The organism is Roseococcus sp. GW821-FHT12F05, from assembly GCF_058806835.1.
This window is the reverse complement of the sequence record NZ_JBXAQB010000002.1, coordinates 558,030-574,527: the sequence shown is the minus strand read 5'-3', so window position 1 is coordinate 574,527 and position 16,498 is coordinate 558,030. Positions and strand designations below refer to the sequence as shown.

The following is a 16,498-nucleotide window of genomic DNA, read 5'->3' as shown; positions in this document are numbered from 1 at the left end:
CTGGCGATCGGATTCGCGCCTCCGGGCCTTCGCCCTTCGGCGATCCGATCGCTACCCGTCCAGCCGGATGCCGAGCTCGCGGATGAGCGGCCGCCAGACGGCGTTCTCGCGCTGCACGAACTCGGCCATCCGGGCGGGGTCGCGCAGCACCGGCTCGGCGCCGGTGTCCTGGAACTGGCGCGCGGCGTCGGGGCTCTGGATCGCCTCGTTCAGCAGCGCGGAGAGCCGCGCCACGATCGGCGCCGGCGTGCCCGCGGCCACCGACAGCCCCTGCCAGCCATAGGCGACCGTGTCGGGCATGCCGAGCTCGATGCCCGTCGGCACGTCCAGGGCCCGCGGCGTGCGCGCCTCGCCCATCACCACGAGGCCGCGCGCGCGGCGGTCGGCGAGGAAGGGCGTGGCGTTGGTCACGTCGGCGATGGCGCAATCCACCTGGCCGCTCAGCAGGTCCTGCATGACGGCGGGCATGCCGCGATAGGGCACATGCGTCGCGTTCAGGCCGGAGCGGCGCTTCAGCACCTCCATGGCGAGCTGGTGCGGCGAGGCGACGGCGGGGGTGGCATAGGTGACGGCGCGCGTGCGCGAGGCGGCGAGAATCTGGGAGAAATCCTGGATGGGGCTCTCGTTGCGCACGAGCAGCAGCAGCGGGAAGCGGCCGATGAAGCCGACGCTGATGAGGTCCCTGTCGGGATCGAAGGGCAGGCGGCTGTAGAGCGCGGGGTTGTAGACCAGCACGCCGTTGTCGACGTGGAGCAGCGTGTGGCCGTCGGCGGGGGCGCGGATGACGGCCTCGGTGGCGACGATGGCGCCGCCGCTCGGCCGGTTCTCGATCACGACGTTCTGGCCGAGCGCCGGCGTCATGAGGCGGCCGAGGAGGCGGGCGAAGATGTCGCTGGCGCCGCCCGGCGGATAGCCCACCACCCATCGCACGGGACGGTCGGGCTGCCAGGCCTGGGCGCGCGCCTGGCGCGTGGCGAGGGCGGTGCCGGCGAGAAGACCGAGATCGCGGCGGCGGAGCATGCGGGAGTCCTTCGAGGGTGCGGTGCGAAGCCTCGGGCAGCGTCGGGCGGGCTTCAATCCTTTTCTGGCAGGACCGGCGGCCGCGCGAGGCCTTCCGCGCGCAGGCGCTCCACCAGCGCGCCGAGCCGTGCGCGCCTGTAGGCGGCCACATCCATGCCCTGATAGTCCAGAAACCCCTGGCCGGCGGCGAGGCCGGTGCGGCCCTCGCGCATGTTGCGCTCGATGATCTCCGGCGCGGCGTAGCGCGGGCTGTGCAGCGCCCCGCTGAGGTAGCGACTCGCATGGTAGAGGATGTCGCCGCCGCCCCAGTCGATGAACTCGAGGATGCCGAGCACGCCGAAGCGGAAGCCGAAGCCGTATTTCACGGCCTTGTCGATGTCGGCGGCGCTGGCCACGCCCTCCTCCACCATGCGTGCGGCCTCGTTCATCGCGAGCGCCTGGATGCGCGGCACGATGAAGCCGGGGCTCGGCGCGCAGATCACGGGGACCTTGCCGATGGCCTCGAGCACGGCGTTGAGGCGCGCGGTGACCTCGGGCCGCGTGGAGCGGCCCGGCGAGACCTCCACCAGCGGCACGATATAGGCCGGGTTCAGCCAGTGCGCGTTCAGGAAGCGCTCGGGCTCGGCGACGATGAAGGAGAGGTCGTCCACCAGGATGGTGGAGGTGGTGGAGGCGAGGATGGCGTCCGACCGCATCAGCGCGGAGGCGCGGGCGAGCGCGTCGCGCTTGGTCTCGACGACCTCGGGCACGCCCTCGAAGACGATGTCGGCCTCGGCCAGCGCGGGGGCGGCGTCGCTTTCCGGCACGACGGCGACGCGCGACATGATCGCCGTGACATCGGCGGCGTCGAAGAGGCCGAGATCGGCGAGCGCCGTCAGCGTGGTGCGGACCTCCGACAGCGCGGATTTCGCGAGCTCCACGAAGGCGTCGCGCTCGCGCGGCTTGAAGTCGAGGATGGCGACCTCGTGCCCCGCATAGGCGAAGCACACCGCGATGCCGCGGCCCATGCGGCCGGCGCCGAGACAGAGGATGCGTTCAGAAGCCATCGCGCAGCACCTTCTTCAGCGCCGTGCGGTTGAGGCCGCCCAGGCCCACATCGGCGAGCGTGCGTCCCGCATGGTCCGGCGCCTCGCCGCGGATGGCCGCGCCGATGGCGGAGAAGGCGCGGCAGAGCGGCACCTCCACGCCGGCGAGCTGCGCGGCCGAGATCAGCAGCGAGAGGCCGAGCCGCGTGTCCTCCATCATGTAGCGGTGCTCGGTGAGGTGGATGCGCTCGCGCCAGTCGCCGGATTCCGTGAGGCGGTCGTGCGAGCGGCGGCCGTACATCCACTCCTCGCCCTCGGCGGCGTAGTGGTGCGCCAGCGGGAAGTGCGGCGGCCCGTAGCTGAAGGCGGCGCGGATGGCGATGCGCTCCAGGTCCAGCGCGTCCGTCGTGCGGCGGATGGAAGGCTGGGTGCCCTCGTTGTGGATGTCCCATTTGGGGAAATGCTCGAGCGGGCCGGCATTCATGACGATGAGCGGCGGGTGGATGATCGGCCCCGCGTTCATCAGCGCGGCGGAGAGCGCGTCGCCGCAATCCTCGATGCTGTCCGGGAAGGCCGCGCGGATCACGGCCAGCGCCTGCGGGGCGAGGGCCAGCGGGAAGACGCCTGTGGGCAGCCGCCTCGCGCGGATGGTGACGGCGATCTCCTGCGGGCCGCGCTTGCGGACCAGCCAGGGGAGGGTGCCCGTCTCGGCGAAGGCGACGCGCGCGCCGGGCCGGTGCGCGTGCAGCGTGTGGGCCATCAGCACGGAGCCGAGCGTGCCGGGCGGGAGATAGACCACCTGCCCGTCCTGCAGCAGCGGCGCGAGGCGATGGGCGATCTCCGCCTGCGCGGTCGCCGGCGTGGGGCAGAGGATGAGCTCGGCATGGTGGACGGCGGTGCCGAGGTCGTCGGTGATCAGCTTCGGCACGGCCTCGTGGATGCCGGCAGCGTCCAGCACCGTGATGTGGCCACCGGCGGCGACGTGGGCGGCGATGGCGGCGGGGTCGCGGCGCCAGAGGCGGACCTCGTGGCCGGCCAGGGCCAGGTCGGCCGCCGCCGCGAAGGAGCCGTTTCCGCCGCCGAGGACTGCGATCCGCATGTCGTGCGTCCCTGAAAACCCGAGGCTACCGCCCATGCCCCGATCGCCCAACCGGAGATCGGAGCGGCCGGTTGCATCCGGTGAAGCCGCGGCAGGTCTCTCAGGCGCGGCTGGCCATGAAGCGGCGGAACAACTCCTCGTCCGGGCCGGCGGGGCCGGCCACTTTGACCGCCGGCTCCTCGGTGAGGTAGCGCTCGAACAGCTCGTCCAGCTTCCGGCCGGACGCCATGCGGCGGATGCGCTCCTGGGTCCGGCGTTCGTCCGCGCTGAGATGCCAGGCCCGCGCCATCAGCCTCGCGACCCGGTCCGGCGTCTGCAGATGCTCGGCCATGAGCAGGTGGTAGCGCGCCAGGTCGCGCCGCTTCCGGATCGCGGCGTGCCACCATTCCGGGGTGAGCTCGCCGGAGAGGGCCAGCGGCACCAGCTCGGCGAGGAGGCCGATCCGCCGCAGGAAGCCGGCCAGCGGGTGGCCCAGGAGCGGCGCCTTGAGCCGGACGAGATTGGCGGGATCGAGGCGGTCCACGTGGCGGGAGTCGATCCCGTCGAAGGGATCGTAGGTCACGAAGACCCGGGCCGCCTGCCGCGCGCCCTCCTCCGCCCGCGCGAAGCGGCCGCTCCAGTCCAGCGACCGGCTCTCGGGGAAGCGCGTGTCCCAGGGGGTCAGCTGGGGGTCGAGGTTCGTCGGCGGGTTGTGGGCCACGACGAGCGAGCCCGGCGTGCAGAAGGTCAGCGCGGCGAAGCCGCCCATCGAGGAGCCGGTGAAGAGAACCCTGTCATAGGCCCCCGTGAGGAAGCGGAAATCCGGCGACTGGAAGAAATCGTGGAGGGCCTCGCCGCGATACCAGTCGGCGCGCTTCACCTTGACGCCGAGCACGGCCAGCCCCTGGTCGCGGAACGGCCTGTGGAGCCAGGGCAGGCGATTGGGGGCGGGGACGCTGTCGTCGGCGTCGAAGGAGAGGACGAGATCCTCGCCGTCCGGCGTGAAGTCGAGATAGTAGTCCCCGACCTCCTTCATCGCGCGGAAATCCTTGGGGCGATTGGCGCGGTCAAGGGCCAGGGGCGCGAGCTCCGCCTCCGTGCCCAGCTGTCGAAGCTCGGCTGATTCCATCGGTCCCGTCATGCATCCAGCGGATTGCGTTCGACGGCATCTTAACCGGCCGCCGCCTTCCGCGCCATGTCATGGCCGCCCCGTCATCAGGGAGTCTTCAGCGTCAGCCCGCCATCGACGACGATCTCCACGCCCGTCACGTACTTCGCCTCGTCGGAGGCGAGGTAGAGCGCGGCATAGGCGACGTCCCAGGCGTCGCCCATCCGGCCCATGGGCGGCTGGGCGTTGCGGCGCGCCACGATCGCGGCCACGTCGCCGCCGCTGCGCTGTCCCGCGAGCCGCGCCTCGACCAGCGGCGTGTGCATGAGGCCGGGCACCACGACGTTGCAGCGGATGCCGTGCGGGGCGTAGCGCACCGCGATCATCTTCGACAGCGCCGTCACGCCGGCCTTGGAGGCGGCATAGGCCATGAGGTCGTTGCCGATGTTGCGCAGCGCCGCGATGGAGGAGAGGTTCACGATCGCCCCGCCGCCCTGCTTCCTCATCAGCGGCAGGATCGCGCGCGTGCTGAGATGGACGTAGTGCAGGTTGTGGTGGAACTGGCGGTGCCAGGCCTCGGGCGTCAGCTCCTCGGGGCCGCCGGGCACGCTGCCGCCGACATTGTTCACGAGAATGTCGATGCGGCCGAAGGCGGCGAGCGTGGCCGCGACGATGCGGGCGATCTCGCTCTCCTGCGTGACGTCGCCGGCGAGCGCGAAGGCCTGGCCGCCCTCCTTCGCGATGAGGGCGGTGGTCTCCTCGGCGGCGGCGAGGTGCAGGTCCACGCAGGCGACCTGCGCGCCCTCGCGCGCGAAGAGGACGGCCATGGCGCGGCCGTTGCCGATCCCCTCGCCGACGGAGCCGGCGCCGAGGATGAGGACCCTCTTGCCGGCGAGCCGGCCGCTGCCCGGCCGGTTCAGACCTTCGGGCGGGGACACTACCGCTGCGCCCAGGGCGTGCTGGCCCAGATCTGCCGGTAGCGCTGCTCGTCCCGGCGGAGCCGCGTGAACCAGGCGTCGCCGGGCTCGAACTGCACCAGCAGCGAGCGCGCCTCGATGGCCTTGATGAACTCGGGGTCCTTCGCGATGTCCTCGGTCGCCTCGCGGTAGCGCGAGATGATGTGCGCGGGCGTGGCGGACGGCATCACGAGGCCGCGCTCGGAGGCCATGTTCACGTTCACGCCCTTCTCCTGCAGCGTCGGAAGGTCGGGCGCGAAGCGGCTGCGCTGCGACGCCGCGAGGGCCAGCAGGCGCATGCCCTCGTTGTTGGTGAGCACGTAGCCGAGGTTGAGGCCGGTCGCGACGATCTGGTTGCCCAGGATCGCCGTGCGGATCGGCGGATCGCCCTGGAAGGCCACGTGGTTGAAGCGCAGCCCCGTCGCGGCCTGGAGGAGCACCATCAGCAGGTGATCGTCCGTGCCGATGCCGGGCGAGCCGAAGGTGATGGTCTCGGGGGCGCGGCGGGCGGCCTCGAAGAGCTGCTCGATGGTCTGGTAGGGCGAGGAGGCGGCGACCGAGATGGCGGAGGGATCGCCGATCAGGTTGCCGATGCCGTGGAAGTCCTCGAGCTTGAACTGCGCGGGACGCTCGATGGGGATGGTCAGCAGGCCCGGCATGTTGGTGGTGCCGATGATGGTGCCGTCGGGGCGCCCGCGCGCGACGGCCGCCAGCGCGACCTCGCCGCCCGCGCCGGGGCGGTTGGAGACGACCACGGTGCCGCCGAGGCGCGGCTCCAGGAAGCGGGCGTAGAGGCGGGCGTCCACGTCGGTGGCGCCGCCGGCGGTGAAGCCGACGACGATCTCGATGGGCCGGTCGGGCCGCCAGGACTGGGCGAGGGCCGGGGCCGCGAGCAGCGCGGGCGAGGTGGCGAGCAGTGTGCGTCTTTTCATCGTGGTTCTTTCCTCCCTGTGGCCGCTAGGCCTTGGCTTCGTTGCCCTTGAGCCAGGCGATGAGCCGGCCGAGCCCTTCCTTCATGTCCACCTGCGGCTTCCAGCCGATGGTCTCGAAGGCCTTCTCATGCGCGATGCGGAAGGCGCCGCCGGAGGTGAGCCGCACCTTGCCCGGCGTGTCGCCGACGAAGACGGGCGCGGGCCCGCCGCCGGCGAGCTCCGTCACCAGGGCCACGAGCTGCTTCGTCGTCACGGGCGAGGGGCCCGAGCAGTTCACGGCGACGTTGCTGGCCTTGCTCTCGAAGGCCATCCGGTTGGCGCGGGCGAGGTCGCCCACATAGACGAAGTGCTTGGTCTCGCTGCCGTCGCCGAAGATCTCGGGCGGCTCGCCCTTCCGCAGCTTCTCCAGCGTCTCGATGATGTAGAGCGCGTTGGCGGCTCGGTGGTGCTGGCGCTCGCCGTAGACGGTGGAGTAGCGCAGCACGACATGCGGGAGGCCGCGCTTGGCCGTGTAGGTGCGGCAGAGCTGCTCGCCGATGATCTTGGTGGCGCCGTAGAGGATGGCGGCCGGCGGCGCGCCCTCGGAGAAGAAGGGCGTGGTCTCGATCAGGTCGCCGTGGATGCCGGGGCCGTAGCCGTAGACCGCGTTGGAGGAGGCGAAGACGACCTTCTCCACGCCCCGCGTCGCCGCGGCCTCGAGCGCGTTCTGCACGCCGCGGATGTTGACGTCGAGGCCGCCCCAGGGGTCGCGGTCCATGTTCAGCGTCATGTAGGCGGCGAGCAGCAGCGCGCCGTCGCAGCCCTCCAGGGCCGACAGCAGGTCGGCCATGCGCATCACGTCGCCGCGGATGATCTTCAGCCGCGGATTGTCCTTGAGATGCGCGACGGCGGATTCGGCGCCCATGGAGAAGTTGTCGAAGAGGCGGACCTCCGCCGCGCCGGCGTCGAGCAGCTCGGCGGCCGTGGCGGAGCCCACCAGGCTGCCGCCGCCGATGATGATGAACCTGCCACCGGCGATGGGCACCGAAGCCATGCATTTCCTCCAGAAGTCTTTTTCTGGAGGCGAGTGTGGAGCGCTGCGCCCCTCAGGGCAATGCGGGACTCCGCTGCACGGCCCAGCTCTGGCGCAGGATGCAGCGGCGATCGGCGTCGAAGCGGTAGATCACGAGCCCGTCATAGGCCTCGCGCGTGCCGGTCGCGGTCAGCGTGTAGTCCGCCTTCCAGCGCACCAGCGCGGAGACCGGCGTGAAGCCGAGGATCTCGGTCGTGCAGCTCAGGTCGCGCTGGCCGCCGAACTGCGCGGCGACGTGGCGCAGGATGGCCTCGGGACCTTCGAGCGGCGGCGCGTGGGGCTTGAGGAAGTAGCGCGCCTCCGGTGCGAAGGCGCCGTCGAGGAGAGAAATATCGTGCTGCGTGATGGCGCCGACGACGCGGCCCAGCCAGTCCGCGAACCAGGGCTCGGGCGCTGATCCGAAGAGCATCAGCGCCAGTCGATCGCGGGGAGCGTCGTGATCGGCAGCCGCGCGGCGGTGAGGCGGCGGTTGCGCAGCTCCAGCGGCGCGTCGATGCGCGGCGGCCCGCCCTCGGGCGGGACGCGGGCCGCGAGGCCGAGCACGGTGCGCAGCACGCCCACCTGGTTCTGCGCGATCACGCCCGCCTGGGCCAGCAGCGTCACCGCCTCCTGCGCGCCGGTGAGCTGGAGGTTGCCGCGGCCCTCGGGCTGCAGCGCCTGGTCCAGGGTCAGCGTGGCCGTGAGGTTGGCGACGACCTCGCCGGTGCGGAACTCGCCGCGCTCCAGGCTGATCGCGCCGCCGGAGTTGCGCCAGGCGGCGACGGTCGCCTGGGGCGGGCGCGTCAGCCGTCCCGTGACATGGACGATGTCGAAGCGCGGCAGCCCCTGCACCGCGAAGAGGTCGGCGCGGATGTTGACGGCGGCGTTGAAGACCTCGGCCGAGATGCGGTTGATCTCCGTGGCGTCGCCGATGCGCAGGCCCTCGCCCTCCAGCGTGCCGCCCTGGCCGTCCAGCCTGATACGGACGGCCAGCGCGCGCTGCTGGACCGGCGTGCTGCCGTTGAGGTGGACCAGCGTCTGCGCGCCGTCGAGCGTCAGGCGCAGCTGGCGGGGGTCCTGCGGGTAGATGGCGAGCGTCGCTGTTGCGGCGCGCCAGCCGAGGCCCATCGGCGAGTCCACGCGCAGGTTGTCGAGCTTGAGCGCGGCGGCGAGCGGGAAGCCGGTGCGCACCGGCGGCGCGGCGGTGATGCGCCAGCCTTCGGCGGTGCGGGCGCGGACCCAGATCGCGAGCTCGGATTCGAGCCGGGCGGTGGCCTCCTGCCAGACGTAATAGGCGCCGCCCCCCGCCAGGGCGATGAACACCACGAGAACGGCCAACCATTTTTTCGCCATGCGAGACGGATTATAGAGGGAAACTCGTTTCGCAAAGGTGCCCTCGAGGGTGTCGTCCCTGCCGCTGGATGCCGATGGGCATCTCTATGTCTTCGCCTATGGCTCGCTGATCTGGCGGCCGGGTTTTCCCAATCTGGGGCATGAGCCCGCGACCCTGCGCGGCTTCCACCGGCGCTTCTGCCTGTGGTCGCAGCATTATCGCGGGACGCCGGAGGCGCCGGGGCTGGTGCTCGGGCTGGACCGGGGCGGGAGCTGCCGGGGCGTGGCCTTCCGGGTGGCGGCCGACGACGCGCCGGAGGTGCTGGACTACCTGGAGGCGCGCGAGAACCTCAACGGCGACAAAGTGTATCATTGCCGGGTGATGAGCCTGCGGCTGGCTTCGGGACGGGTGGTGCGGGGCATCGCCTATGTCGCCGACAGGGCGCACCCGGCCTATTGCCGGCCCTGCGAGGAGAGCACGGCGGCCGCGATCGCGCGCGGGCGCGGGCAGGCGGGGCTCAACCGCGACTACCTCGTGAACACGGCGCGGCAGCTCGCCTCGCTGGGCCTGCGCGACCCGAAGCTCGAGCGGCTGGTCCGGCTGGTGATGGCAAGGCCCGGCTGATGCCGGCCTCCCGGCCCCACGATCGCGGGCCGCGGGCGGAGAACAGGCTGAAGCCTTCAGGCCGCGCCCAGCAGGCCGCCGCCATGCCCCTTCCCGTGGATCGGCTCGGAGAAGGGCACATGGAAGCGCACCACGCGCGGGAACTGGTGGCGCACGGCGATCATCGTCTCGAGAAGACTCACCGCCGGATGGAAGGCCCGGTTCCGCGGGACGACGACATGGCACCCGTCATGGGTGCCCACCATGTGGCCGATGCTGTCGTAGTAGCTGACCTTCTCGTACTTGCTCTCGTCATCGCCCTGGCCCGACCAGGGCGCGTAGGCGACGGCCTTGCCGAGGCTCCCCTTCAGGAGCAGCGGGTTCGCGCAGTGGTGGCCATGGGCGTAGGTCTTCGCCGCGCGCGCCATCTTGTTCGAGGAAGCAGCGCCCGTGATGGTGTGCTGGATGGAGCGGTACACCGCCTCGACGAAAGAGCTCAGCCCGCCCCGGCGCAGAAGGGTCAGGTCGTCGCTGTCCATGCGGCCGGTCTTCAGGCGAGCCACGTCCCCCTCGTAGAAGGTGACCTCCTGGCCGGCCGGGACGGCCATCCCGCCGATGACGACGTGCTGCGCGAATTGCGCTAGGATGATGCAGTCCGTCGCGTGGGCGACCCGGTTCTGGAAGAAGTAGAGCGACTGCCCGATCGCGATGCGCTGGTTCGCCATGTCAGTTCCTCCTTCGGCATGACATGGCCAGGTGTTCGGCTCCGCCGGCCGGAAAGTTTCCTCCGCCATTCGCAGAAATGCGGGGATCGCCGACCGGCGCCCCGGCCGTCCAGCCGCGCCGTAAGCCCCGGTTAACCCTTTTCCACGAAGCTCCGTGGCGGAGGACACGCCATGGAGGACGATGTGCGCGAGGCGCGCATCCGCTGCACGCGGCATCTGGCCGAGCTGCACCGGCTGCACCTGACCCTGCTGGGCGAGACGCGCTGGCTGAAGCGCTTCACGGTGGAGGGGCGCGCCTCGGTGGAGATCGAGATCGTGGCGGAGCTGATGGAGCAGTATCTGTCGGCCACGGACGCGTTTCTCGAGAACATGCGCGGGCGGATGGAGGCGCGGCTCGGGCTGCTGCGGCGGGGCGAGCCGCTGGTGAACGGCAAGCCGGACGACGCGCCCGGCCATGGCGGGTTCTGGCTGAGCTTCTCGCGGCTCTGCGCGGTGCTGCGCCGGGCGGCGCGGTGATCGCGGGTCCAGGGGCCCGTGGCCCCTGGCGGGGGTCGAGGGGGCGGAGCCCCTCGCTACTCCTTCAGGTCGATCCCGAACGCCGCCTTGTAGCGTTCCGCGAAGCGCGGCTTCACCTCGGGGTTCACGATGCGCGGCGGCATCCGCCCGGCGGCGAGGTCCGAGAAGGCCAGCGCCGCGATCCTCGTGATGTTCCCGCGGCTTTCGTGCGTCACGCCGGCGGTGTGCTGGCTGGCGATCACGGCGGGGTGGTGCAGCAGCGGGTGGTCCGTCGGCGGCGGCTCCAGCTCCCAGACGTCGAGGCCGGCGCTGGCGACCTGGCCGGAGTTCAGCGCGGCCAGCAGGTCGTCCTCGTCGTGGATCGAGCCGCGCGCCGTGGTGATGAAGACCACGCCCTTCTTCATCTTCGCGAAGGCCTTGGCGTCGATCATGCCGCGCGTCTCGGGCGTCAGCGGGCAGTGGACGCTGATCACGTCGGCCTGGGCGAGGAGCGTGTCGAAATCGACCTTGGTGACGCCGCGGGCCTTCATCGTCTCCGCGTCGAGATAGGGGTCGGCGGCGATCATGTTGCAGCCGAAGGCGAGGCGGCAGATCTCCGAGACCCGGCTGCCGACATGGCCGCTGCCGATGAGGCCGACCGTGCGTCCGCGCAGGTCGCGGCCCATGAGCGCCGCGCGGTTCTGCGCGGTGCCGGCTTTCATGGCGGCGTGCGCCTCGGGCATGCGCTTGAGGCAGGCGAGCATCATGCCGACGGCGTGCTCGGCCACGCCCTCGGCATTGCCGCCGGCCTGGTTGACGAGGGCCACGCCGGCCTCGGTGCAGGCGATGGGGTCGAGCGGGTCGTAGCCGGCGCCGTAGCTCGCGGCGACCAGAAGGTTCGGGAGCTTGGACAGCAGCTCGGCATGGACGTGCAGCGGCTTGGGCAGCTCGTCGCGCGAGGCCATGACGTAGTAGCCGTGGCAGGAGGAGAGGGTCTGCACGGCCTCGGCCGTGCTGGCCTCGAGCGGGATGTGGATGACCTCGAGGTCGGGATCCTTGGCGCAGGTCTCCAGGAACATCGGGTGGGGCACGAAGCCGTAATAGGCCAGGCGGAATTTGGGCATAGTCGAACGATCACTCCCTTGTCCCGTCCAGGCTCGCCCAAGGCGGCCCGCTTGCAAAGGGGGCCGGTTGCGGGGCCTGGAGCGCGCTTCTAGGTTCGGCCGGCCGAATCCTGGGAGTGGAACATGCCGAACGTGCTCGTGGTCACCGCGCATCCCGGGGATTTCGTCTGGCGCGCGGGCGGGGCGATCGCGCTGCACGCGAAGGCCGGCCACAAGGTGCACATCGTCTGCCTGGCCTTCGGCGAGCGCGGCGAGAGCCAGGGCGCCTGGGCCAGGCCGGGCGCGACGCTGGAGATCGTGAAGGCGGGCCGCAAGGACGAGGCCGAGAAGGCGGCGGCGGTGCTGGGCGCGTCGATCGAGTTCTACGATGCGGGCGACTATCCGCTGATCCCCACGCCGGCGATGCTCGACCGTCTCGTGGACACCTTCCGCGCGCTGCGGCCGGAATTCGTGCTGACCCATGCGGCGAACGACCCCTACAACATGGACCATCCGACGGCCTGCCAGTTCGCCCAGCACGCGCGGATCGTGGCGCAGGCGGCCGGGCACAAGCCGGGGCCGGACGCGGTGTACCGCGCGCCGCAGGTCTACATGTTCGAGCCGCACCAGACGGAGATGTGCGGCTTCAAGCCGGACGTGATCCTGAACATCGACAGCGTCTGGGAGACCAAGCGCAAGGCCTTCGAATGCCTGCCGGCGCAGACGCATCTCTGGGCCTATTACGAGCGCGTCGCGCTGAACCGCGGCATCCAGGGCGGCCGCAACGCGGGCATCAGGATGAGCCATGGCGAGGCCTATCAGCGCGTCTTCCCCGAGGTGCTGGAGGTGCTGCGCTGATGGACTTCGCACTGACGCCCGATCAGGAGGCCATCCGCGAGGGCGTGCTCGCGCTCTGCGCGGGCTTCGACGCGGCCTATTGGCACGAGCGCGACAAGGCGCACGAATTCCCGCACGCATTCCACAGGGCGATCGCGGAGGCCGGCTTCCTCGGCATCTGCATCCCGGAGGAATATGGCGGCTCCGGCCTCGGCATCCACGAGGCCGCGATCATGATGGAGGCGATCAGCGGCTCCGGCGCGGGGATGACGGGTGCTTCGGCCATCCACATGAACATCTTCGGGCTGAACCCGGTGGTGGTCTTCGGCACGGAGGAGCAGAAGGCGCGCTTCCTGCCGCCGCTGGTGCGCGGCGAGGAGAAGGCCTGCTTCGGCGTGACGGAGCCGACGACCGGCCTCGACACCACGCGGCTGAAGACGCGGGCGGTGAAGCAGGGCGACCGCTACATCGTGGACGGCCAGAAGGTGTGGATATCCACGGCGCAGGTGGCGGACCGCATCCTGCTGCTGGCGCGCACCACGCCGCTGGACCAGGTCGCGAAGCCGGCGGACGGGCTTTCGCTGTTCTACACGAAGCTCGACCGCACGCGCTGCCGCGTGGCCGAGATCGACAAGATGGGCCGCGCCGGCGTGGACTCGAACGAGATCTTTTTCGAAGGCTACGAGGTGCCGGAGGAGGATCGGATCGGGCCGGAGGGCCAGGGGTTCCGCCAGATCCTGCACGGGATGAATCCGGAGCGCGTGCTCATTGCCGCCGAGGCGATCGGGCTGGGCCGCGCGGCGCTGGGGCGGGCCACGGAATACGCGAAGGAGCGCGTGGTCTTCGGCCGTCCCATCGGCCAGAACCAGGGCGTGCAGCACCCGCTCGCCGCCGACTGGATGGCGCTGGAGGCGGCCTGGCTCATGGTGCAGAACGCGGCCTGGCGCTACGACCGGGGCCTCGACTGCGGGCCGCAGGCCAATGCGGGAAAGTACCTCGCGGCCGAGGCGGGGCTGAAGGCCTGCCAGAACGCCATCATGACGCATGGCGGCTTCGGCTATGCCCGCGAGTACCATGTGGAGCGCTACCTGCGCGAGGTGATGATCCCCTGGATCGCGCCGGTGAGCCCGAACCTCATCCTCTGCCACATCGCCGAGCGCGTGCTGGGGCTGCCGAAGAGCTACTGATTCCAGAGATAGTCGGACAGGTTCTCGAGCGAGGCCTTCATGCCGGCGTCATGGTCCTCGGGGCGGATGCCCGCGGGGACGTTCTCGCAGGCGACGGTGACCCGCGTGCCCAGCGGCGCCGGGGCGAGCGACCAGGTGATGGTCATCGTGCCCGCGAAGGCGGGATCGTCGGACTCGAAATCGACCGCCTGCACCACGCGCCGGTCCGGGACGAGCTCGACGAAGCGGCCCTGGACGGTGTCGGCGTGCTCCGAGCTCTTGCCGGGGGTGTCGTGCCCGGGGGCGTCGTGCCCTGGGGCGTCGTAGGTGAGCGTCATCCGGTACGCGCCGCCCTCGTGCGGATCGAAGGCATCGAAACGGCCCGTCATGCCCTTCGGCGGCAGCCAGGCGACGAGCTCGTCCGGCGCCAGCATGGCCCGGTAGATCCGGGCCGGGGAGGCGGCGATGATCCTCGATGCGTGGTCGATGCGTCGTGCCATGCCCCGCGAGGTTGCCCGCCCGCGCGGCGCTAATCCAGCGCCACGTTCGCCGCGCGCACGGCGGCCGCCCATTTCGGCAGCTCGCGCTCCATCAGCGCGGCGAGCTCGGCCGGCGGTCCGCCCAGCGGCGTCACGCCCAGCGCGTCCATGCGCGGCTTGATGCCCTCCGGGCGCATCGCCTGGTTCATCGCGCGGTTCAGCTGCGCCACGACCGGGGCCGGCAGTCCTGCCGGACCGTAGAGCGCGTTCCAGCCCACGACCTCGAAGCCGCTGATACCGGCCTCCTGGAAGGTCGGCAGCTCCGGGAGGAGGGGCGAGCGCTGCGCGCAGGTGGCGGCGAGCACGCGCATCATGCCGCCCTGGGCGTTGGGGAGGGCGGTGGTGGGCTGGGCGAACATGCAGTCCACCCGCCCGGCGACCAGGTCGGTGTTGGCGTAGGATTCGCCGCGATAGGGCACGTGGACGAGCTTCGTGCCGGCCACGACGTTCAGCATCGCCGCCGCGAGATGGCCCGAGGTGCCGTTGCCGGGCGAGGCCGCGGTGATCTCGCTCCGACGCGCGAGGTCGAGGAAGCCGGCGATGTCGCGGGCCGGCAGCTCGTTGCGCACCACGATCACCAGCGGCTGCATGCCGTAGCCGCCGATCGGCGTGAAGTCGCGGCGGACATCGTAGGAGAGCCGGCGGTAGAGCGCGGGGTTGATGGCATGCGTGCTCGTGGTGCCGATGCCCAGCGTGTAGCCGTCGGGCGTGGAGCGGGCGAGCGCCTCGGCGCCGATGCTGCCGCCGGCGCCGCCGCGGTTCTCGGCGACGACTTGCTGCCCCAGCACCTCCGCGATCCCCTGGGCGAGCAGGCGGGACTGCGCGTCGGTGCCGCCGCCGGCGGGGAAGGGGATGAGCAGGCGGATCGGACGGTCGGGGTAGCCCTGCGCCAGGGCCGGGGCGGCGAGGGCGGAGGCCGGAAGGGCCAGGAGGCCGCGGCGTTTCAGGGGAAGGGTCATGCGAGGCTCAATCGGGGGTGAAGAGGAAATCCCTGTGGCCGCCTCTGCTCTGCGGCGGATGGCGGGATGCTGGCCTGGATAGGCTATTCCCGGTGATTGATTGTTGACAATAGAGAATTGACGTGTATCCTCGCCATCATGAAGATGCCCCGAACCCTCGCCTCGCTGGAGAAGCGCAGCCTGGAATCCCGCGCCACGGACGAGCTCCGCGCGGCCATCGTCTCGCGCCGGCTCCCGCCGGGCCACCGCCTCACCGAGATGCAGCTGGCCGCCGAGCTCGGCGTCTCGCGCGGCACGGTGCGCTCGGCCCTGCACACGCTGCTGGCCGAAGGGCTGCTGGCCCAGCGGCCCTATGCCGCCTGGGAGGTCGTGGGCCTCACCGCCGAGGACACCTGGGAGCTCTTCACCCTGCGCGAGGCGCTGGAGGGGATGGGCGCCGAGCTGGTCGCCTCCGCCCTGGCGGACATCACCGCGGCCCGCGCGGACAGGCGCACCGCGATCGCGCCGATCCAGGCGGCCTTCGACACGCTGGTCGCCGCCTGCCGCGCCGGCGACGCGCCGGCCGCCGACGAGGCGGATTTCGCCTTCCACAAGGCGGTCGTCGCCGCGGCGGGGCACGGAAGGCTGCTCGGCCACTACGAGCGCGTGCAGGCCCAGATGCGCATGCTCATCGGCTTCGCGAACAACAAGCCGACCTCCCTGGCCCGGCTGGAGCCGCAGCACCAGGCGCTGCTCGACGTGCTGCTGACCGGCGATCCCGCCCGCGCCGCGGCGCTCTTCCGCGAGCACGCCCGGACCTTCGGGGAGGAGGCGCTGCGCCGCCTCTCCACCTCCGCCGCCGCCTGACCGAGGGCAGAAGATGAGCTTTTCCCTGGAGCCCGTGCCGAAGGTCATCTCCTTCGACTGCTACGGCACGCTGGTGCGCTGGCGCGAGGTGCTGCACGAGGCCATCGGCGCGGTGCTGGCGCGCCATGGCAGCACGCTCGATCCCTTCGTGCTGCTCGACAGCTACAGCGCCGAGGCGAGGCCGCTGCAGAACGCGCCGGAGCATCTCGGCTACAAGGCCATCCTGCGCCGGGGCTATGCCGCCGCCTTCGCGAAGCACGGCATCCCCGCCAGCGCCGAGGAGATCGAGGGCATCGTGCAGTCCATCAGGACGATGGGGCCGCATCCTGAAACGGTGGAGGTGCTGCGCCGGCTGAAGGCGCGCTACCGCCTGGCCATCTTCACCAATTCCGACGACGACCTGATCCTGCACAACGTGCGGCTGCTGCAGGTGCCGATCGACCACGTCATCACCGCCGAGCAGGCGCAGGCCTACAAGCCGAGCCGGAGGATTTTCGAGCACGCGCATCGCGTGATGGGCGTGACGAAGGACGAGACGGTGCATGTCGCGATGTCGCTGGATCTCGACATGCAGGCCTGCCACCAGCTCGGCATCCGCGGCGTCTGGATCAACCGGCTCGGCATCCCGGCCAATCCCGACTGGTATCCCTATGAGGAACTGCCGGACCTGCGCGGCGTGCCCGCGCTGCTCGGCCTGGACTGAGGATGGGGCGGCCGGGAGG

Annotated in this window: 19 protein-coding genes; 6 read left to right on the top strand and 13 right to left on the bottom strand. The window is 71.2% G+C overall.

The genetic code is table 11. The annotated features are described in order from the left end of the window. Window positions 1-51: 51 nt before the first annotated feature. From AC1ROY_RS07555 to AC1ROY_RS07515, 9 genes are all read right to left on the bottom strand, one after another. The gene (locus AC1ROY_RS07555; protein ID WP_493148067.1) at window positions 52-1,020 is read right to left on the bottom strand and encodes a Bug family tripartite tricarboxylate transporter substrate binding protein; all 969 of its coding nucleotides are present in this window, start codon (window positions 1,018-1,020) and stop codon (window positions 52-54) included. A 53-nt stretch (window positions 1,021-1,073) separates the two neighbouring features. After that, complete coding sequence (locus AC1ROY_RS07550; RefSeq protein WP_493148066.1) at window positions 1,074-2,066, bottom strand: 3-hydroxybutyryl-CoA dehydrogenase; 993 nt, start codon at window positions 2,064-2,066, stop codon at window positions 1,074-1,076. Then, window positions 2,056-3,144, bottom strand: a complete 1,089-nt coding sequence (locus AC1ROY_RS07545) for an NAD/NADP octopine/nopaline dehydrogenase family protein (RefSeq protein WP_493148065.1) — start codon at window positions 3,142-3,144, stop codon at window positions 2,056-2,058. Before AC1ROY_RS07545 ends, AC1ROY_RS07550 begins: the two co-directional genes overlap by 11 nt. A gap of 100 nt (window positions 3,145-3,244) precedes the next feature. Further along, window positions 3,245-4,252 (bottom strand): hypothetical protein, encoded by a 1,008-nt coding sequence (locus tag AC1ROY_RS07540; protein ID WP_493148064.1) that lies wholly within the window; start codon window positions 4,250-4,252, stop codon window positions 3,245-3,247. An 86-nt stretch (window positions 4,253-4,338) separates the two neighbouring features. Next, entirely contained in the window at window positions 4,339-5,169 is an 831-nt protein-coding gene (locus tag AC1ROY_RS07535; protein ID WP_493148063.1) for an SDR family NAD(P)-dependent oxidoreductase, read from the bottom strand. Further along, window positions 5,169-6,119, bottom strand: coding sequence for a tripartite tricarboxylate transporter substrate binding protein (locus AC1ROY_RS07530; RefSeq protein WP_493148062.1), 951 nt, complete (start codon window positions 6,117-6,119; stop codon window positions 5,169-5,171). Before AC1ROY_RS07530 ends, AC1ROY_RS07535 begins: the two co-directional genes overlap by 1 nt. A 25-nt stretch (window positions 6,120-6,144) precedes the next feature. Then, window positions 6,145-7,152, bottom strand: a complete 1,008-nt coding sequence (locus AC1ROY_RS07525; RefSeq protein WP_493148061.1) for an NAD-dependent epimerase/dehydratase family protein — start codon at window positions 7,150-7,152, stop codon at window positions 6,145-6,147. Between the two features lie 52 nt (window positions 7,153-7,204). After that, the gene (locus AC1ROY_RS07520) at window positions 7,205-7,600 is read right to left on the bottom strand and encodes a nuclear transport factor 2 family protein (RefSeq protein WP_493148060.1); all 396 of its coding nucleotides are present in this window, start codon (window positions 7,598-7,600) and stop codon (window positions 7,205-7,207) included. Continuing rightward, window positions 7,600-8,508 (bottom strand): DUF2125 domain-containing protein, encoded by a 909-nt coding sequence (locus AC1ROY_RS07515; protein WP_493148059.1) that lies wholly within the window; start codon window positions 8,506-8,508, stop codon window positions 7,600-7,602. Before AC1ROY_RS07515 ends, AC1ROY_RS07520 begins: the two co-directional genes overlap by 1 nt. Window positions 8,509-8,572: 64 nt before the next feature. Between AC1ROY_RS07515 and AC1ROY_RS07510 the strand changes: the two genes are divergently transcribed. Next, complete coding sequence (locus AC1ROY_RS07510) at window positions 8,573-9,127, top strand: gamma-glutamylcyclotransferase (RefSeq protein WP_493148058.1); 555 nt, start codon at window positions 8,573-8,575, stop codon at window positions 9,125-9,127. A gap of 56 nt (window positions 9,128-9,183) precedes the next feature. Here the strand turns inward: AC1ROY_RS07510 and AC1ROY_RS07505 are convergent, their stop codons facing one another. Continuing rightward, entirely contained in the window at window positions 9,184-9,831 is a 648-nt protein-coding gene (locus AC1ROY_RS07505) for a hypothetical protein (protein ID WP_493148057.1), read from the bottom strand. Window positions 9,832-10,002: 171 nt separating this feature from the next. On the opposite strand from AC1ROY_RS07505, the gene AC1ROY_RS07500 reads away from it, so the two are divergent. After that, window positions 10,003-10,347, top strand: a complete 345-nt coding sequence (locus AC1ROY_RS07500) for a hypothetical protein (RefSeq protein WP_493148056.1) — start codon at window positions 10,003-10,005, stop codon at window positions 10,345-10,347. Window positions 10,348-10,403: 56 nt separating this feature from the next. Here the strand turns inward: AC1ROY_RS07500 and AC1ROY_RS07495 are convergent, their stop codons facing one another. Then, a complete protein-coding gene (locus tag AC1ROY_RS07495; protein WP_493148055.1) occupies window positions 10,404-11,450 on the bottom strand; it encodes a hydroxyacid dehydrogenase in 1,047 nt (348 codons plus the stop codon). Between the two features lie 123 nt (window positions 11,451-11,573). On the opposite strand from AC1ROY_RS07495, the gene AC1ROY_RS07490 reads away from it, so the two are divergent. Together AC1ROY_RS07490 and AC1ROY_RS07485 are read left to right on the top strand one after the other, a co-directional pair. After that, the gene (locus AC1ROY_RS07490; RefSeq protein WP_493148054.1) at window positions 11,574-12,287 is read left to right on the top strand and encodes a PIG-L deacetylase family protein; all 714 of its coding nucleotides are present in this window, start codon (window positions 11,574-11,576) and stop codon (window positions 12,285-12,287) included. Next, window positions 12,287-13,453, top strand: a complete 1,167-nt coding sequence (locus AC1ROY_RS07485; RefSeq protein ID WP_493148053.1) for an acyl-CoA dehydrogenase family protein — start codon at window positions 12,287-12,289, stop codon at window positions 13,451-13,453. The genes AC1ROY_RS07490 and AC1ROY_RS07485 overlap by 1 nt, the downstream gene beginning before the upstream one ends. On the opposite strand, the gene AC1ROY_RS07480 is transcribed toward AC1ROY_RS07485, so the two are convergent. Together AC1ROY_RS07480 and AC1ROY_RS07475 are read right to left on the bottom strand one after the other, a co-directional pair. After that, window positions 13,447-13,932, bottom strand: coding sequence for an SRPBCC family protein (locus AC1ROY_RS07480; RefSeq protein WP_493148052.1), 486 nt, complete (start codon window positions 13,930-13,932; stop codon window positions 13,447-13,449). The two genes, AC1ROY_RS07485 and AC1ROY_RS07480, sit on opposite strands and share 7 nt — an antisense overlap. A 29-nt stretch (window positions 13,933-13,961) precedes the next feature. Continuing rightward, window positions 13,962-14,930, bottom strand: a complete 969-nt coding sequence (locus AC1ROY_RS07475) for a Bug family tripartite tricarboxylate transporter substrate binding protein (protein ID WP_493148050.1) — start codon at window positions 14,928-14,930, stop codon at window positions 13,962-13,964. Between the two features lie 138 nt (window positions 14,931-15,068). On the opposite strand from AC1ROY_RS07475, the gene AC1ROY_RS07470 reads away from it, so the two are divergent. Both AC1ROY_RS07470 and AC1ROY_RS07465 read left to right on the top strand, forming a co-directional pair. Then, complete coding sequence (locus AC1ROY_RS07470; protein ID WP_493148049.1) at window positions 15,069-15,776, top strand: GntR family transcriptional regulator; 708 nt, start codon at window positions 15,069-15,071, stop codon at window positions 15,774-15,776. Window positions 15,777-15,789: 13 nt separating this feature from the next. Further along, on the top strand, window positions 15,790-16,479 hold the full coding sequence (locus AC1ROY_RS07465) for an HAD family hydrolase (protein WP_493148047.1): 690 nt from the start codon (window positions 15,790-15,792) through the stop codon (window positions 16,477-16,479). The last annotated feature ends 19 nt before the right edge of the window (window positions 16,480-16,498 follow it).

Coding starts and splice junctions, on each gene's coding strand:
- AC1ROY_RS07555 (WP_493148067.1), bottom strand. CDS start 1,020: ATGCTCCGCCGCCGCGATCTCGGTCTTCTCGCCGGCACCGCCCTCGCC.
- AC1ROY_RS07550 (WP_493148066.1), bottom strand. CDS start 2,066: ATGGCTTCTGAACGCATCCTCTGTCTCGGCGCCGGCCGCATGGGCCGC.
- AC1ROY_RS07545 (WP_493148065.1), bottom strand. CDS start 3,144: ATGCGGATCGCAGTCCTCGGCGGCGGAAACGGCTCCTTCGCGGCGGCG.
- AC1ROY_RS07540 (WP_493148064.1), bottom strand. CDS start 4,252: ATGGAATCAGCCGAGCTTCGACAGCTGGGCACGGAGGCGGAGCTCGCG.
- AC1ROY_RS07530 (WP_493148062.1), bottom strand. CDS start 6,119: ATGAAAAGACGCACACTGCTCGCCACCTCGCCCGCGCTGCTCGCGGCC.
- AC1ROY_RS07525 (WP_493148061.1), bottom strand. CDS start 7,152: ATGGCTTCGGTGCCCATCGCCGGTGGCAGGTTCATCATCATCGGCGGC.
- AC1ROY_RS07520 (WP_493148060.1), bottom strand. CDS start 7,600: ATGCTCTTCGGATCAGCGCCCGAGCCCTGGTTCGCGGACTGGCTGGGC.
- AC1ROY_RS07505 (WP_493148057.1), bottom strand. CDS start 9,831: ATGGCGAACCAGCGCATCGCGATCGGGCAGTCGCTCTACTTCTTCCAG.
- AC1ROY_RS07500 (WP_493148056.1), top strand. CDS start 10,003: ATGGAGGACGATGTGCGCGAGGCGCGCATCCGCTGCACGCGGCATCTG.
- AC1ROY_RS07495 (WP_493148055.1), bottom strand. CDS start 11,450: ATGCCCAAATTCCGCCTGGCCTATTACGGCTTCGTGCCCCACCCGATG.
- AC1ROY_RS07490 (WP_493148054.1), top strand. CDS start 11,574: ATGCCGAACGTGCTCGTGGTCACCGCGCATCCCGGGGATTTCGTCTGG.
- AC1ROY_RS07485 (WP_493148053.1), top strand. CDS start 12,287: ATGGACTTCGCACTGACGCCCGATCAGGAGGCCATCCGCGAGGGCGTG.
- AC1ROY_RS07480 (WP_493148052.1), bottom strand. CDS start 13,932: ATGGCACGACGCATCGACCACGCATCGAGGATCATCGCCGCCTCCCCG.
- AC1ROY_RS07475 (WP_493148050.1), bottom strand. CDS start 14,930: ATGACCCTTCCCCTGAAACGCCGCGGCCTCCTGGCCCTTCCGGCCTCC.
- AC1ROY_RS07470 (WP_493148049.1), top strand. CDS start 15,069: ATGAAGATGCCCCGAACCCTCGCCTCGCTGGAGAAGCGCAGCCTGGAA.
- AC1ROY_RS07465 (WP_493148047.1), top strand. CDS start 15,790: ATGAGCTTTTCCCTGGAGCCCGTGCCGAAGGTCATCTCCTTCGACTGC.